This is a genomic window from Polaromonas glacialis (assembly GCF_000709345.1).
GTDB lineage: Bacteria > Pseudomonadota > Gammaproteobacteria > Burkholderiales > Burkholderiaceae_C > Polaromonas > Polaromonas glacialis.
Genome location: NZ_KL448326.1, coordinates 41,584 through 54,931, shown reverse-complemented (window position 1 = coordinate 54,931; position 13,348 = coordinate 41,584). Strand labels below are relative to the sequence as shown.

The window sequence follows — 13,348 nt, the reverse complement described above, 5'->3', positions numbered from 1 at the left end:
GCTATGCAATACAACTTCATTGCCAATATCTCGCAGGTCTCATCGTCCGGTCTTACCCTGGCGGTGGTGGACCCGTCGGACGGCCAGGTGTTCGACCAGATCCAGCGCAGCAACGCGGCCGATATCGACGCCGCAGTGCGCGCCGCGCGCCAGTGCCTTGACACCGCCTGGCGCCAGTTGGATGCTGTGGAACGGGGCCGCCTGCTCATGCGCCTTTCGGTCAAGATCAGCGCCAGCGTGGAGGAGCTGGCGGCCATCGAGCAGCGCGATTGCGGCAAACCTACGCGCCAGGCGCGCGCCGATGCCGTCGCGCTGGCGCGCTATTTCGAGTTTTATGCCGGCGCTTGCGACAAGCTGCACGGCGACACCCTTCCCTACCTGGAAGGCTACAGCGTACTCACCTGGCGCGAGCCCCACGGCATCACGGGTCATGTTATCCCGTGGAACTATCCGATGCAGATTTTCGGCCGCAGCGTGGGCGGCGCCCTGGCAGCCGGCAACGTGTGCGTGGTCAAGCCCGCCGAGGATGCGTCACTCATCCGGGTGGCACAAATGGCGGCCGAGGTGGGTTTTCCCACCGGGGCAATCAACATCGTCACCGGCTACGGCCATGAAGTGGGCGACGCCCTGGCGCGCCACCCCGGCATCGACCACATCAGCTTCACCGGCAGCCCGTCGGTCGGCACCTTGATCCAGCAGGCGGCGGCCGAGCGGCATTGCCCGGTCACGCTGGAGCTGGGCGGCAAGAGTCCGCAGATCGTCTTCGCCGACGCCGACCTGGACGCCGCCGTGCCCGCCATCATCAACGGCATCGTGCAGAACGCCGGGCAAACCTGCTCGGCCGGCTCGCGCCTGCTGGTCGACCAGGCCATCTACGAGCCGCTGCTGGAACGCCTGGGCGCGGCCTTCGAGGCGCTGCGCGTCGGGCCAGCGAGCAGCGACCTGGACCTCGGCCCGCTGATTCGCCAGAGCCAGCAACAGCGTGTCTGGGATTTTTTGAGCGATGCCCATGCGGGCAACATTCCCATGGTGGCCCAGGGCAGCGTGGTGGAAGAGGCACCGCAGTCCGGTTTTTACCAAGCGCCGACACTGCTTCGCGACGTTCCGGTGAACCACCGCCTGGCGCAGGAAGAAGTGTTCGGCCCGGTGCTGTGCGCCATGCCGTTTCAGGGCGAAGACCAGGCGGTGGCGCTGGCCAATGCCACGCAGTTCGGCCTGGTGGCCGGGGTCTGGACGGCCGACGGCGCGCGCCAGTTCCGCATGGCCCGGCGCATCCGCAGCGGCCAGGTGTTCATCAACAACTATGGCGCGGGCGGCGGCGTCGAGTTGCCCTTTGGCGGCGTCAAGTCCTCGGGCTACGGCCGTGAAAAAGGGTTTGAAGCGCTGCTGGGCTTCACCACGCTCAAGACCGTGGCCTTCAGGCATGGCTCCTAGAGCCAGCCGCTTCATCGAATTTTCATCACAAAGGCAAACCCCATGCGCGTTCAAGACAAGTCCATCATCGTGACGGGCGCCGGCGGTGGCATCGGCAAGGGAATTGCCCTGCGCCTGGCCGCCGAGGGCGCCCGGGTGATCGTCAACGACCTGCATGCCGAATTGGGCGAAAGCGTTGTGCGCGAGATTGTCGGTGCCGGCGGCATCGCCTCTTTTTTTGCCGCTGACGTGACGAAATCCGAGCAAGTCCAGGCGCTGGTGGCCGCCGCCGTGCAGCGCCACGGCAGGCTCGATGTGATGGTCAACAATGCCGGCTGGACGCACCGCAACCGCCCGGCGCTGGAGGTCAGCGAGGAAGAATTCGACAAGGTGTACCTGGTCAACGTCAAAAGCGTTTACCTGGCCACGGTGCATGCGGTGCCGGTGTTCCGCAAGCAAGGTGGCGGTTGTTTCGTCAACATTGCCTCCACCGCCGGTGTGCGCCCGCGCCCGGGGCTCACCTGGTACAACGGCTCCAAGGGCGCGGTGATCACCACGTCGAAATCGCTGGCCGCTGAACTGGGGCCGGACAACATCCGGGTCAACTGCATCAATCCGGTTTTCAACCCGGAAACCGGGCTGGCGGCTGAATTTGCCGGTGGCCCCTTGACCGATGAGCGCCTGGCCATTTTTCGCGCCAGCATTCCCCTGGGGCGTTTTTCCAGCGTGCTGGACGTGGCCAATGCCGTGCTTTACCTGGCCAGCGACGAAGCAGCGTTCATCAGCGGCGTCTGCATCGAGGTGGACGGCGCACGCTGTGTCTAGCGGTAGGATACTGTTGGCGAATTCGATTATGGCTGGGAACAACGACAAATGAGGTGAATCTTCTCGCAATACTGCTGCCGAGGAGGTTTCCACCATGTCGCTCAAGCCTACCCCCATTGAACCTGTTCCGGAACAGACGGCCCGAATTGCGCGTGCCGCGTTTCCCAAGGGCAATTCCTATCTCACGCTGCGTGACGAGTTTGGCACACTGTATCGCGATGAGGATTTCGCCGGACTCTTTTCAGTGCGTGGTCAACCAGCGCTGCCGCCCTGGCGGCTGGCGCTCGTCACCATTTTGCAGTTTCACGAAAATTTGTCGGACCGGCAGGCGGCCCAGGCGGTGCGCGCCCGCATCGACTGGAAATACCTCTTGGGCCTGGAACTGGCGCCGCGCCAACTCTCGTTGCATCCGCAGGCGCACCATGAAGCACTGTCCGCGGCGCGGCAACGTCTGGGCAGCGAGGAAGGGTGGACGTTGTATGCGCGCCGAGCCGGCATCGAGGGTACCTTGTCGCAGGCCGTGCGGGCATTCGGGTTGCGCCGCACGCGTTACCGGGGATTGGCAAAAACAAGCCTGCAGCATGTGGCGACAGCCGTGGCCATGAATGTCGAGCGGGTCACTGCGTGGCTGACCGGCCAGCCTCGGGAGAAAACACGAACATCGCGTTTTGCCCGGCTGGCGACATGAATAAGGCTGCCGGCAATTCGCCAACAGTATCCTACCGCTAAGGTAGTGCCATTGAGGTCAAGCCTGGGATGACAATGGTTCATATGTTCTTCAAATTAATAGCAGAAGGTGAAGGCTGGGCTTGCGGAAGAGGCTGATTTCAAGCTCAGATGCAGTCGTGCAGGCAGTCAGATTTAAGAAATTTGTTCCCGTGGTCGCCCCTGTCCGGACGGGCCGCGCATCAGGCCGGCAGGTCAAACACCGCTTCAGGCAACTCGCCCTCCAGCGCCTGCAGCAAATTGGTCGTTGCCAGCACCGCCATCGCGTGGCGGGTTTCAACGGTGGCCGAGCCGATGTGCGGCAGTGCGGTCACTTTTGGATGGGTGCGCAGCCGGGAGGTCAGGGGCAGTGGTTCGGTGGCGAACACATCCAGCCCGGCAGCGCGCAGGCGGCCCTGTTCCAGTGCCTCGAGCAAGGCGCTTTCCTGTACCGTGGCGCCACGCCCGCCGTTGATGAAGATGGCGCCCGGCTTCATCAGCCCGAACTCGCGCCGGCCCATCAGGTTGCGAGTTTCATCCGACAGCGGTAGCACCGCCGCCACGATGTCGGCGCGCGCCAGCAGTTCGTCGAGCGGCGTGTGCGCAGCCTTGCCGGCCAGCTCGGGCGCCTGCCGGGTCAGGTCCACTGGCCGGCGGCTGTGGTAGAGCACCGGCATGCCAAAGCCCAGCGCCGCACGCCGCGCCAGCGCCTGCCCGATGCGGCCAAAGCCGAGGATGCCCAGTGTCTTGCCGTGAACATCCGTGCCGAACAGGTCTTCGCCGATGTTGCGTGTCCAGCGGCCTTCGCGCACATGATTTGCCAGCTCAACGATGCGCCGGCTGGTCGCCATGACCAGTGAAAAAACGGTGTCGGCAGTGGTTTCGGTCAGCACGCCGGGCGTGTGGCAGAGCATGATGTTTCGTGCAGCAAGCGCTTTCAGGTCGTAGTTGTCCACGCCGACCGACACGCTGGAGATGACCTTGAGTTGTGGCGCCCTGGCCAGCAGCGCCTTGTCCACCGGGTAGCTGGAGCCGATCAGGCCTTCGGCGGTCGCCAGCGAGGTTTCGAAGGCCGGCAGTTGCCCGGCAAGGCGCGGATTGGCAACCGTCACGTCGTGCTGTGCCTGCAGTCGCGCCAGTTGGTCCGGGGGCAGTTCCCTGAAGACCAGAATTTTCTTGCGTTGATTGGAAACAGCCATTTTCAGCATCCTGTCGGATGGAGTTCATTGAATTCATGGAGTTCGGCGCGCGTCGGCAGGCCTTCGCTGTCGCCCTGCACCTGCACCGCGCGGGCGCCAATCCAAGCACCACGCCTCACCGCTTCGACAATGCCCAAGCCATCGAGCAATGCGCTGATCACGCCGACGGCAAAACCGTCGCCTGCGCCCACGGTATCCACCACCTGGGCCACCGGGAACCCCGGCACATGGCCGCTGCCGCCGGTGTCGCTGTCGAACCAGGCGCCATCGGCACCCAGTTTGACGACGACCAGCCGGGCGCCGCGCTGGCGGTAGAAGCGGGCAATGCCTTCGGCGCTGGCTTCGCCTGTTAATAAACGGCCTTCTTCCAGTCCGGGCAACACCCAGTCGGCGCGCGTGGCCAGGTCATTGATCGATTCACGCATCAGCTCGGGGCTGGACCACAGCGTGGGGCGCAGGTTGGGGTCGAACGACACGCTGCGGCCCGCCGCGCGCATCAGGTCCATGGTCTTGCGTGCAGCGGGAAGGGTGGTGGCCGAAATGGCGGCAAACACGCCGGTGGCATGCAGATGGCGCGCCGACAGCAGCCAGGCCTCGTCAACGTCATCTACAGACATATGACTGGCCGCCGAACCCTGACGGTGGTATTCAACCTCCGGGTCGCTGCCATCCAACACCTTGGACTTGAACTGGAAACCAGTCTTTTGCAACGGGTCGCACACCACATGCGAGCAGTCAATGCCTTCCTTTTGCATGGCGGCCAGCAAATACCGGCCCATCGAATCGGTGCCCAGGCGGCTGCCCCAGCCAACCTTTATGCCAAGCCTCGCTAGGCCGATGGCGACATTGGTTTCCGCACCGGCGGTACGCTTGTAAAAAGCTTCGGCCTGCTCCAGCGGTCCGGGCCGGTCGGCCACCAGCAGCAGCATGGCTTCGCCAAAGGTGATCACGTCCAGGGCGGGTGTCATAGGTGTTTTGTTTTTGAAATAGGGGAAACACAAGCGCGGTCTGCCATGGCGACGGCTACGCTGCGCAGCTGATCGATTTCGCGCCGCGTGACTGCCGGCAGGTCTTCGCCAGTCAGCGGGTATTCGATGGCCCATGGCACATCGGCGGGCAGGGCGCGCAGCACGGCGCGCCACGGGGCATTGGATTCAGCCAGCGGCACAGCCACCCAGCGCTGCGGCATGCGTTGCACGCCCTTGCAGTGCACATAACGCACCTGCGGGGCCAGTGCGGCAGCGGCGAGCAGCGGACATTCGCCGGTCCAGTGCCAGTTGCCCATGTCGAACGTCATGCCCAGGAAAATGCCCTGGTCATTGGCCGTGTTAAAAAAGTTTTGCAGCGCCGGCAGCGTGCCGGCGGCTGGGGTCTGGTCGTTTTCAATCACCAGTTCGACTTTGGCGGCCTGCAGCAGTTCTTGCAAGGCGGTCAGCGTGGCGCTGGAAGCATCGTTGAAACCGCCTATCGCCATTTTTAGTCGGGGTGCGCCCAGTGCCTGGCTGGCCGCCAAGGCGTCGTCCAGTGCGGCAGCATCCAGAGTACCGTCCGATTTCCAGAGACAGTCGGCGCTGGAATACACCACGCGCAAGCCGGTTTCCCGCACGTACGCGGCAAGGGCCGGGAATTCGCTGGCAGCATCGACCAGCAGTTCGCTGCGCACTTCGATGCCGTCAGCACCGGCTTCGTGGCTGAGCCGGGTAAACCACAGCTGCCCATGGCGGCGCACTTCGCCAGCGCCAAAAGCGGTCAGGGAAATCAGGATGGGCGGCGCGCCTGGGGCTGCTGGAACTTCAGTGCGCATGTTGCGAATTCAAAATCTGGCCGAGGAAGTTTCGGGTTTTTTCGTTTTGCGGATTGCTGAAGAATTGCTGCGGCGGTGCCTGCTCGACGATCTTGCCGTCAGCCATGAAGATCACCCGGTCGGCCACGCTGCGGGCAAAACCCATTTCATGCGTGACGCACAGCATGGTCATTCCGTCGTCGGCCAGGCTGATCATGGTGTCCAGCACTTCCTTGACCATTTCCGGGTCCAGCGCCGACGTCGGCTCGTCAAACAGCATGATCTTGGGCGTCATGCACAAGGCGCGCGCAATCGCCACGCGTTGCTGCTGGCCGCCTGAAAGCTGGCTCGGGTATTTTTTCGCCTGCTCGGGAATGCGCACGCGGGTCAAATATTTCATGGCGATGGTTTCGGCTTCCTCCTGGCTCAGGCCGCGAGACCGCATCGGCGCCAGCGTGCAGTTCTGCAAAATCGTCAGGTGCGGAAACAAATTGAACTGCTGGAACACCATGCCGACTTCCTGGCGCACCGAATCAACGTTCTTGCCGCCGGCCGTCAGGTCGATGCCATCGACCACGATGCGACCCTTTTGCACCACTTCGAGCCGGTTGATGCAGCGGATCAATGTCGATTTGCCCGACCCGGAGGGTCCGCAGACCACAATGCGCTCGCCCGGCGCGACGTTCAGGTTGATGCCGGTCAGCACCTGGAACTTGCCATACCACTTGTCCACCGCCTCGATGCGGATGATGGGTTCGGCGCCGTCAGCCGGCGAGGGGGAATGCATTGAGTCTGTCATAAAAGCACCGTGGTCAGTCGCGTGTCAAGGATTACTGCAGCTTGGGCAGGTCTGTCTGCAGCCATTTTTGATACAACTTGTTGAGTTCGCCGTTGGCCGTGTTGCGGGCGACAAAGTCATCGACAGTCTTGAGCAGTTCGTCCTGGCCGGGGCGCATGGCCACGCCCATGACCTGCTGGCGCAGGATGAACTTGTTTTCAAACGCATTGGCCGGGGCGCGCTTGGCAATCTGCGCGGCCACCGTGGTCGAGCAGCCGATGGCGTCAACCTGTCCCGACAGCAGCGCCTGCATGGCCGAAGCGTCGTCGTCGAACCGGCGGATTTCGGTGCCCTCGGGCGCCACGGCGGTCAGCGCCACATCCTGGGTGCTGGCGCGGGCGACGCCAACGCGCTTGCCCTTTAGATCGGCCGGCGCCTTCAGGTCAGCCTTCTTGTCGCCGTAGAGCACGATGCTGGCGGCCGCGTACGGCTTGGAAAATTGCACCTGCTTGGCGCGCTCGGGCGTCACGGCCAGCGAGGCGACCAGCAGATCGACCTTGTTGGTGAGAAGAAACGGAATGCGGTTCGGGCCGGTCACCGGCACCAGGTTGAGCTTGACGCCCAGGTCCTTGGCCATCAGGCGCGCCACGTCGGCGTCGTAGCCGTCGGGCTGGTTGCTGCTGTTCATGGTGCCGTAGGGCGGAAAGTCCACCAGCATGCCAACGGTCAGCTCGCCTTTTTTCTTGATGTCGGCCACGCTTTGTGCGCTCGCGGCGGGTGCCCAGGTGCCCAAGGTGGCGGCCAGGCCAAGGGCCAGCGCGGTGCTGGTAAATACGCGGCGTTGCAGATGCTTGATCATGGTGAAGTCTCCGTTTTAGGGTGAAAAACTACTCGAAAAATGAAGCTGAAATCAGCGTGACAGGGCGGCCGCCTGCCGGCGTTCCATACGGGAAGCCATCAGCGACAGCGGCCAGCACAGCGCGAAATAAATCGCCGCGACTACGCTGAAAACGACCAGCGGCTGAAAGGTGGCGTTGTTGATGATCTGGCCGGCGCGCGTGATTTCGGTGAAACCGATGATGGCTGCCAGCGACGTGCCCTTGATGATCTGCACCATGTAGCCCACGGTGGGTGCCAGCGCGATCTTGAAGGCCTGCGGGAGGATGACAAAGCGCATTCGCGAAAAGTACGACAGGCTCAGCGCATGCGCCGCCTCGACCTGGCCCGCGGGAATCGCCTGGATGCAGCCGCGCCAGATCTCACCCAGGAAGGCGCTGCTGTTCAGGATCAAGGCCACGCCCGCCGCCACCCACGGATTGATGTCAAAGCCCAGCACCGGCGCGCCAAAGAACACCAGGAACAATTGCAGCAGCAGCGGCGTGCCCTGGAATATCTGGATGAAAACGCCCGATAAAAACTGCGCCAGCCGGTTTTCAGACGTGCGCCCCAGCGCCACCAGCAGACCGCCCATGGCGCCGCCAAGGAAGGCGATCAGCGACAGGGCCACCGTCCACTGCGCCGCCTGGAGGATGAAGAGGAATTCAGGAAATCCGAAAGTACGCATTACCGACGATCCGGGTAGTTAAGGCTGATCTTGTAGATCACGCGGAACAGCGCCGAGAATGACAGCGCCAGCAGCAGGTAGATGCCCGCCACGACGATGTAGATCTCGAAACTGCGAAAAGTTTGTGATTGCAGATTCGCCGCGACCGAGGTCAGATCGTCGGCAGAAATGGCCGACACCACTGCCGAGCTCAGCATCAGCAAGATGAACTGGCTGGTCAGCGCCGGGTAGATCGCCTTGAGTGCCGGCTTCAAAATGACGAAACGAAAAATCTCGTGGCGCTTCAGGTTCAACGCCAGGCCGGCTTCGATCTGGCCCTTGGGAATCGACTCGATACCGGCGCGGATGATTTCGGTCGCGTAAGCGCCCAGGTTGATGACCAGCGCCGTCAGCGCGGCGGTGTAGGCCGACCAGCGCAGGCCCAATGCTGGCAGAGCGAAAAAGAAAAAGAACAGCTGCACCAGAAACGGCGTGTTGCGGATCAGCTCGATGTAGGCGTTGATCACAAAGCGCAGCGGCTTGGGTCCGGCGGTCTTGCCCCAGGCACAGACGATGGCCACCACCAGCCCGAGCAGCATCGCCAGCAGCGACAGCTCGATGGTGTTCCATGTGCCCTTGAGCAGCAGCGGCCAGGCTGCAAAGACGTCGCCGAACTGGAAGGTGTAGTTCATGGGTGGATTGCTGGTGTCGCAAAGAACGTCAACTCTTTGAGTACAGCGGAAAAGATAAGTTTTTCTGAAAACATGACAAGGCGTTGATTTTTGTTAATCCTGAAACCGGTTTCATTGGATTATAAAATCAGGTGTGCCTCGCCAGTAACCCCGTGAAAACCCTAATTTTTTGAAATAGATTTGACTGCTGCCGGAACCGATGAGCCGCGTGGCAACAGGCGGCCAGACAGCAGGATCTGGCGCGGCGGTAGGTCCAGTCCCTGAAGTCGTTCCATCAGGCATTTGGCGGCCAGTCGGCCGATTTCGTCGGTCGGCTGGGCAATGGTGGTGAGGCCCGGGCCGATGTAGGGCGACCATTCGGTGTCGTCAAATCCCACCAGTCCCAGGTCGCTGCCCAATTGCCAGCCCAGACGCGCCATGCTGGCCACCACCCGCAATGTGACCACGGCATTGCTCGAAATGACGCCGGCCAAACGCCCGCCGGCACGCTGGCGCTGGTCGCGCAAGGCGTTGTCCAGCGCATCGTCGTTATCCTCTGTGCTTTCAAAAATGTGGCCCTGAAGGTCTAGAAACTCTGGCTTGGCATTGCCAATGAAGCTGCGAAACGCGGCATCGCGTTCCACACGTGAACTCACGTTTTTGACCGGCTCCGAGATGAACAGCAGTTCGCAGTAGCCGGCTTCGACCAGATGACGCGCGCCGAGCTGCACGGCGCCCGCATTGTCGAGGGAGACAAAGTCCGCCTGCATATTTTGGTGGCGCCGGTCCACCAATACCACGGGTTTACCGTGGCGGGCAGCATCGGCGGCGGCGCCGGCGTCGCCACCCAGGGTGTTGAGGATGAAGCCTTCGACCTGATAGGCCGAGAGCGCTTCAATGGCCTTGCCCTCGCAACGGCTGTCATTGCCGAGGTTGAACAGCATCAGCAGGTAGCCGGCTTCCTGACAGGCCTTTTCGGCGCCGCGCAACACGGCCACCGAAAAAGGGTTGGTCACGTCGGCCACCACCAGGCCGATCAGCCGCGAACGGCCGCGTTTGAGCGCCCGCGCCATCGGGCTGGGGCTGTAGGCCAGCGCGGCCACCGCCACCTCGACGCGCGCGGCAATGTCGGGCGTGAGCAGGGTTTCACGGTGGTTCAGAAAGCGCGACACCGTGGCTTTGGAAACGCCGGCTTCCCGGGCAACATCTGCAATCGTGGCGCGCACCGGGGGTCGCGCAGAGGAAGGCTGTTTGTTTGAAAAAGGCATGGGCAGGGCAAGGGTAAAAAGCAGGCAGGTTTTGACAAGGTTTTGAAACCAGTTTCAGGAATGGTAGCACTGCCCAAAAGCAACCAAGGATTTCTTGAGGCTATGATTTTCATAGCAATAAAATATTGTGCTGTATGCGCATAGACCATTTTTTATCCACAATTTCAATGGCGGTTGCGATGTCAGCCTTGGCCTTGCTGCATGCTTTCTGACTTATGAGTAAGGCCGCTTAGCCCCCACTTTGGTTTGCTCTCGCACCGGTGGCGATGCCGACCCATCAGAATGATGTCAACCGGGGTGGCCAGCTCCCAGAAAAACACCTTGCCGACCAACGACAATGACGATGCGCGGCTGATCGTGTCGGAGATGGTGATCGATGCACTGGCAGGCCTGAATATGCAGTACCCGGTGGTCAACACCGTGCGCTGGCGGGAACTGCTCTATCCCCGCAGGCAGTTGGCGAAGTCAGGCGGGTCAGGGTCAGTCGATGTCGCCTTTTGGGATCCGAAGGTCCTGGTGTAGACACAGGTGAACTCTGCGCCCACCAGCAGGATCTGCGCTGAAAAGTATACCCAGAGCAGCACCACCACCAGCGAACCGGCCGCCCCGAAGCCCGACGCGATGCCGCTGCTGCCGATATATGCGCCGATGACGAACTTGCCCCCCGTGAAGAACAAGGCAGCAAGCAAGGCCCCGAGCCAGACGTCTGCCGCCAGGACACGCTGGCGCGGCATGAGCCTGTAGATCAGGCCGAACATGAATGCCACCAGCAGAAAGCCACCGATGGCATCGCCAGCCTCCACCACGGTCTGCCAGCCCCCGAAAACAGGACCCAGACGACGGCGCACGGCAGCCAGCATCGCACTGGTAACCAGCGACACGATGAGCAGGAAGCCCACTGCGAGTATCATGCCGAACGCCATCAGGCGGGCACGCACAAGAGTGAGCCATCCGCTCTTGCGCAGCCGTCCTGGCACGCGCCAGATTCGGTCGAGCGCGTCTTGCAACTCGGCGAACACGGTGGTCGCGCCCACGAGGAGAAGCACCAGGCCCACTGCAGTGGCCGTCATACCCTCGGCCGGCTCGCGTACGCTGGACAGCAGATCCTGAACCGCGCCCGCGCCGCGTTCACCCATCAGTTCCTGCAACTGCGCTTGGATCTCGCCACGGGCGGCGTCTTCACCGAACACGAGCCCGGCTACCGAAACCACGATCAGCAGCAGCGGGGCCAGCGAGAACATCGTGTAAAAGGCCAATGCTGCCCCCATGCTCGGCACGTAGTCGTCGAGCCACGAGGTCGCGACCTGCTTGACGAGATCCCACCACGGGGCAGACATCATGGGGCACCGCCAGCCAGGCTGACCCGGCTCCCCGCGCGGCCGGCAAGCATGTCCTTGATCCGGTCGGGCGAGCGGGTCATCGCGCGCTGACCTGTAGCGTGCACGAACACTCGTGCGCTTTCAACCTTCGGACCCACCGAATCCGCCGCTTGCAGCCAGCGATCGATCTTTCGTACTGCCCGATGGCCGAAGCAGCGGATGCCTTCATTGTGCGCAACGCGGACTTGAGGTAGCACTGCGCCGACGACGATCAACGCTGTCACTCCACAGGGCTGTCACTCCAATTCTTGGGATCCGTCCCAGACAGGGGCAGGCCGGACGTCTTCTCGCGATGGTCGTGCAACCGCCCAAGCCTGCTGTCCAGCAGATGCGCCAGTTTCTGCGCTGCGCCTTGCACCGCCTGCTCCAGCGTCGCGGCGTGGTTGGTCACCGCCACCGGCTGACGGCCTTCCAGGCGTGCCTCCAGCATGCAGCGCTGGTCGTGCTGCCCGCTCTTGCCGGCGTTCTCGTCGCTCAGATGAACTTCCACCCTGGTGATGTGTTCGTCAAAGCGCTCCAGCGCCTGCTCGATCGAAGCGCTGACCTGAGCGGCTAGCGCCTCGGTGCCGTGGATGTTGACGTCGGTATTGAATTGAATCTTCATGGAGTTCTCCTGTGGGGTCTGGGGTGCATGCAGAGTCAGTGACGAAAACTCGCCGCCACGCCCGTATGACAGGGCATGCTCTCGGCTGGCAGGATATGGACCTGGCCGCCCATCTTCTCGACCAGCGCACTCAGGTCGTCGAGCACGTCGTCGACGCGGGGGTTGCCGAGTTCTGCGGGATCGATGCGCCCGGTCGACTGGTCGATCCGGCCAGCCACTTGGCGCTCGGCCTCGATCAGCAGCGTCGCCACGCGCCCGGCCACTGCGGCATGGGCGACCTCCGACAGGTCTTCGCTGCCCAGCCCCTGGGCCGCGGCGGCCGCGTAGGCATCGCTCCATGCCGACTGCTGCGCCTCTAGCTGTGGTGCTACCACGTCCCAGGCGCGCTGCCGCAACTCGTCTTGCGTCAGGCCCTGGGGGTCGACCGTCAGGCCGCTGGCCATCAGGAATGGGTTGTGGCTGACCTCGCGGAACAGGTGGTGGTGTTCGGGCAAGGCCGCCAGCATCAAGGGTAAGCCTGACGGGCGCGAGTGGTGTTCCAGCACGGCACGGTCCACCGCACGGAAGAAGCGCTGGGCGTCGCCGTCGATCTCGTCTTTCTTGCCGCCTTGGCCGTGGTGCATGGCCATGTGGCCACTGCCAAGGCCGCCATGCGACGACACGGTGGTGTGCGGCTCGGTGAGCTCGTCGCCCAGTGCCGCGGTCATCGTCTGCGGCACGCCAAGGGCCAATGTCACCGCATCAAGCGCGTTGCGGTCCCCTTCAAAGAGCTGCACCTTATGCAGGCTCAGGGCCAGCACCTGGTAGCGCCCGGTCGACTGCAGGAATTGACGCAGCGGTTTGGTGTGGAAGCTGTCAGCCACCACGGCCAGCTCAGCCACTGGCCGCTGTAGCAAGAACACGCGGAACAGGCCCGGTGCGCCCAGTACGCCCTTCGTGTGGTTCCAGAAATCGTGGTCTTGTGCCAGGGCTTCAAACGGCTCGACCAGAGCCTGGACGGCATCGGCCGCGTGCTGCCTTAGCAGTGATGTCTCCATCGCCTTCACCAAGTGGCGGAACCTGATCGGGTCTTGCTGATTGTCCGGATGGTGTCGATGGGTCGGCTGGTAAAGCGACAGGCAGGGCCGTTCCTAGAACGATGCCAGTTCGGCCAAGCTTGGCTGGTTGAGGGTGTCGGGCG

Annotated in this window: 15 protein-coding genes; 3 read left to right on the top strand and 12 right to left on the bottom strand. The window is 62.8% G+C overall.

All coding sequences use genetic code 11. From position 1 onward, the window contains the following. Window positions 1-3: 3 nt before the first annotated feature. The 3 genes from EC86_RS0123630 (at window position 4) to EC86_RS30440 (ending at window position 2,926) form a co-directional block, all read left to right on the top strand. A complete protein-coding gene (locus EC86_RS0123630; protein WP_029528267.1) occupies window positions 4-1,434 on the top strand; it encodes an aldehyde dehydrogenase family protein in 1,431 nt (476 codons plus the stop codon). Between the two features lie 42 nt (window positions 1,435-1,476). After that, complete coding sequence (locus EC86_RS0123625) at window positions 1,477-2,238, top strand: SDR family oxidoreductase (RefSeq protein WP_029528266.1); 762 nt, start codon at window positions 1,477-1,479, stop codon at window positions 2,236-2,238. A gap of 94 nt (window positions 2,239-2,332) precedes the next feature. Beyond that, window positions 2,333-2,926 carry an IS1182 family transposase gene (locus EC86_RS30440; RefSeq protein ID WP_029528265.1) on the top strand — a complete coding sequence of 198 codons (594 nt, stop codon included), beginning with the start codon at window positions 2,333-2,335 and terminating at the stop codon, window positions 2,924-2,926. A 220-nt stretch (window positions 2,927-3,146) separates the two neighbouring features. Here EC86_RS30440 and EC86_RS0123615 read toward each other — a convergent pair whose 3' ends face one another. The 12 genes from EC86_RS0123615 to EC86_RS26635 all read right to left on the bottom strand — a co-directional run bounded on the left by EC86_RS0123615 (window position 3,147) and on the right by EC86_RS26635 (window position 13,070). Then, window positions 3,147-4,142 (bottom strand): 2-hydroxyacid dehydrogenase, encoded by a 996-nt coding sequence (locus tag EC86_RS0123615; RefSeq protein WP_029528264.1) that lies wholly within the window; start codon window positions 4,140-4,142, stop codon window positions 3,147-3,149. A 2-nt stretch (window positions 4,143-4,144) separates the two neighbouring features. Then, on the bottom strand, window positions 4,145-5,110 hold the full coding sequence (locus tag EC86_RS0123610) for a sugar kinase (protein ID WP_029528263.1): 966 nt from the start codon (window positions 5,108-5,110) through the stop codon (window positions 4,145-4,147). Beyond that, the gene (locus EC86_RS0123605; RefSeq protein ID WP_029528262.1) at window positions 5,107-5,946 is read right to left on the bottom strand and encodes a sugar phosphate isomerase/epimerase family protein; all 840 of its coding nucleotides are present in this window, start codon (window positions 5,944-5,946) and stop codon (window positions 5,107-5,109) included. Before EC86_RS0123605 ends, EC86_RS0123610 begins: the two co-directional genes overlap by 4 nt. After that, window positions 5,936-6,724: an amino acid ABC transporter ATP-binding protein gene (locus EC86_RS0123600; RefSeq protein ID WP_051676320.1), complete on the bottom strand. Its 789-nt coding sequence runs from the start codon at window positions 6,722-6,724 to the stop codon at window positions 5,936-5,938. The genes EC86_RS0123605 and EC86_RS0123600 overlap by 11 nt, the downstream gene beginning before the upstream one ends. A gap of 31 nt (window positions 6,725-6,755) precedes the next feature. Continuing rightward, window positions 6,756-7,562: a transporter substrate-binding domain-containing protein gene (locus tag EC86_RS0123595; RefSeq protein ID WP_029528260.1), complete on the bottom strand. Its 807-nt coding sequence runs from the start codon at window positions 7,560-7,562 to the stop codon at window positions 6,756-6,758. Window positions 7,563-7,613: 51 nt separating this feature from the next. Then, window positions 7,614-8,267: an amino acid ABC transporter permease gene (locus EC86_RS0123590; protein WP_029528259.1), complete on the bottom strand. Its 654-nt coding sequence runs from the start codon at window positions 8,265-8,267 to the stop codon at window positions 7,614-7,616. Beyond that, window positions 8,267-8,938 (bottom strand): amino acid ABC transporter permease, encoded by a 672-nt coding sequence (locus EC86_RS0123585; protein WP_029528258.1) that lies wholly within the window; start codon window positions 8,936-8,938, stop codon window positions 8,267-8,269. The genes EC86_RS0123590 and EC86_RS0123585 overlap by 1 nt, the downstream gene beginning before the upstream one ends. 161 nt (window positions 8,939-9,099) lie before the next feature. Further along, the gene (locus tag EC86_RS0123580; RefSeq protein ID WP_051676319.1) at window positions 9,100-10,185 is read right to left on the bottom strand and encodes a LacI family DNA-binding transcriptional regulator; all 1,086 of its coding nucleotides are present in this window, start codon (window positions 10,183-10,185) and stop codon (window positions 9,100-9,102) included. A gap of 440 nt (window positions 10,186-10,625) precedes the next feature. Further along, complete coding sequence (locus EC86_RS0123575) at window positions 10,626-11,525, bottom strand: YihY/virulence factor BrkB family protein (protein WP_036774082.1); 900 nt, start codon at window positions 11,523-11,525, stop codon at window positions 10,626-10,628. Further along, window positions 11,522-11,779, bottom strand: a complete 258-nt coding sequence (locus EC86_RS29215; protein ID WP_156955487.1) for a hypothetical protein — start codon at window positions 11,777-11,779, stop codon at window positions 11,522-11,524. Before EC86_RS29215 ends, EC86_RS0123575 begins: the two co-directional genes overlap by 4 nt. A 5-nt stretch (window positions 11,780-11,784) precedes the next feature. Next, complete coding sequence (locus EC86_RS0123570) at window positions 11,785-12,168, bottom strand: HPF/RaiA family ribosome-associated protein (protein WP_051676318.1); 384 nt, start codon at window positions 12,166-12,168, stop codon at window positions 11,785-11,787. A 35-nt stretch (window positions 12,169-12,203) separates the two neighbouring features. Then, complete coding sequence (locus tag EC86_RS26635) at window positions 12,204-13,070, bottom strand: baeRF3 domain-containing protein (RefSeq protein ID WP_198026903.1); 867 nt, start codon at window positions 13,068-13,070, stop codon at window positions 12,204-12,206. Window positions 13,071-13,348: the final 278 nt, after the last annotated feature.

Bases quoted from the DNA above. Each gene is read 5' to 3' on its own strand.
- EC86_RS30440 (WP_029528265.1), top strand. From the start codon at position 2,333: ATGTCGCTCAAGCCTACCCCCATTGAACCTGTTCCGGAACAGACGGCC.
- EC86_RS0123575 (WP_036774082.1), bottom strand. From the start codon at position 11,525: ATGATGTCTGCCCCGTGGTGGGATCTCGTCAAGCAGGTCGCGACCTCG.
- EC86_RS0123610 (WP_029528263.1), bottom strand. From the start codon at position 5,110: ATGACACCCGCCCTGGACGTGATCACCTTTGGCGAAGCCATGCTGCTG.
- EC86_RS0123630 (WP_029528267.1), top strand. From the start codon at position 4: ATGCAATACAACTTCATTGCCAATATCTCGCAGGTCTCATCGTCCGGT.
- EC86_RS0123605 (WP_029528262.1), bottom strand. From the start codon at position 5,946: ATGCGCACTGAAGTTCCAGCAGCCCCAGGCGCGCCGCCCATCCTGATT.
- EC86_RS0123595 (WP_029528260.1), bottom strand. From the start codon at position 7,562: ATGATCAAGCATCTGCAACGCCGCGTATTTACCAGCACCGCGCTGGCC.
- EC86_RS0123615 (WP_029528264.1), bottom strand. From the start codon at position 4,142: ATGGCTGTTTCCAATCAACGCAAGAAAATTCTGGTCTTCAGGGAACTG.
- EC86_RS0123570 (WP_051676318.1), bottom strand. From the start codon at position 12,168: ATGAAGATTCAATTCAATACCGACGTCAACATCCACGGCACCGAGGCG.
- EC86_RS0123585 (WP_029528258.1), bottom strand. From the start codon at position 8,938: ATGAACTACACCTTCCAGTTCGGCGACGTCTTTGCAGCCTGGCCGCTG.
- EC86_RS0123590 (WP_029528259.1), bottom strand. From the start codon at position 8,267: ATGCGTACTTTCGGATTTCCTGAATTCCTCTTCATCCTCCAGGCGGCG.
- EC86_RS0123580 (WP_051676319.1), bottom strand. From the start codon at position 10,185: ATGCCTTTTTCAAACAAACAGCCTTCCTCTGCGCGACCCCCGGTGCGC.
- EC86_RS0123625 (WP_029528266.1), top strand. From the start codon at position 1,477: ATGCGCGTTCAAGACAAGTCCATCATCGTGACGGGCGCCGGCGGTGGC.
- EC86_RS0123600 (WP_051676320.1), bottom strand. From the start codon at position 6,724: ATGACAGACTCAATGCATTCCCCCTCGCCGGCTGACGGCGCCGAACCC.